The 942-nt window shown below is 77.7% G+C and carries 1 protein-coding gene and 1 pseudogene; one reads left to right on the top strand and one right to left on the bottom strand.

Annotated elements, in window-relative coordinates; genetic code table 11:
• Window positions 1-191: pseudogene (locus tag ACOV8S_RS11720) on the top strand (CoA ester lyase); the annotation flags it as partial.
• 14 nt (window positions 192-205) lie between these two features.
• On the opposite strand, the gene ACOV8S_RS11715 reads toward ACOV8S_RS11720, so the two are convergent.
• The gene (locus tag ACOV8S_RS11715; RefSeq protein WP_448317719.1) at window positions 206-787 is read right to left on the bottom strand and encodes a TetR/AcrR family transcriptional regulator; all 582 of its coding nucleotides are present in this window, start codon (window positions 785-787) and stop codon (window positions 206-208) included.
• Between the last annotated feature and the right edge of the window lie 155 nt (window positions 788-942).

The following is a 942-nucleotide window of genomic DNA, read 5'->3' as shown; positions in this document are numbered from 1 at the left end:
ACCCGCGGCAGCTGCCGGTGATCGCGCGGGCGTACCGTCCGACCGCCCGCGAGGTCGAGGAGGCGGAGGAGGTCGTCGAGGCGGCCCGCCGGGCCGGGCCCGGCGCGCAGTCGCTCCCCGACGGCCGGTTCGTCGACGCCGCCGTTCTCACCGCCGCCCATCGCACCCTCGCCCTGGCCGCGCGTCACTGACCGGCGTCCACCGTTCAGGTGCGGGACGGGGCGGGGCGCATGCCGTCGAGCAGGGTGTCGAGGTAGCGGCGGCCGGTGTCGATCCGGTCGCCGGTCGTGCCGCCGTGGACACCCACGGCGTGGGCGATGCCGCACATGAGCGGGACCAGGTCGGTGGCGGCCAGGTCGGGGCGGACGGCTCCGGCGTCACGCGCCCGCTCCAGGAGCACGGTGCCGGAGCTCGCGAGCGACGTCTTGAGCTGCGTCGTGCGCGGCAGCGCGTCCTCGGCCGCGGCGGCGACCGGGGGCAGTGCCGCGTCGGTGAGCTGGGCCTCGACGACGCGGGACAGGAAGTCCGTGAGCGCCCGCCAGGGGTCGGGGTCCGCCACGGCCTGCTCGCCGTGTGCGGCCAGGTCCTCCAGGCAGGGCGTGGCGACGGTCTCCAGCAGCGCCTCGGGGGTGGCGAAGTGCCGGTAGACCGTGGCGACCCCCACGCCGGCCCGGCGCGCGACGTCGTTGAGCTGCAGTGCGGCGCCCTGGTCGACCAGGGCGCGGGCGACCGCGACGATCCGCTCCCAGTTGCGGGCGGCGTCCTTGCGCAGCGGTGGGGACGTCATGGGGAAGGAGTGTCCAGGTTGCTCGTCATGGGGCACGGGGCACGGGGCACGGGCTCGCGCTCGTGGGCCCATGATAGGCGGCGTCCTCAGGGCCTCGGTGCGGGGCGGGGGGGGGGCGGCGGGCCCCCCCCCCGCCCCCCCCCCCGCCCCCGTTC

Source organism: Streptomyces sp. CO7, from assembly GCF_053474865.1.
This window is presented reverse-complemented; position numbering and strand designations above follow the sequence as displayed.

What these genes read in the sequence shown, in the direction of transcription:
- ACOV8S_RS11715 (WP_448317719.1), bottom strand. Translation starts at nt 787, where the DNA reads ATGACGTCCCCACCGCTGCGCAAGGACGCCGCCCGCAACTGGGAGCGG.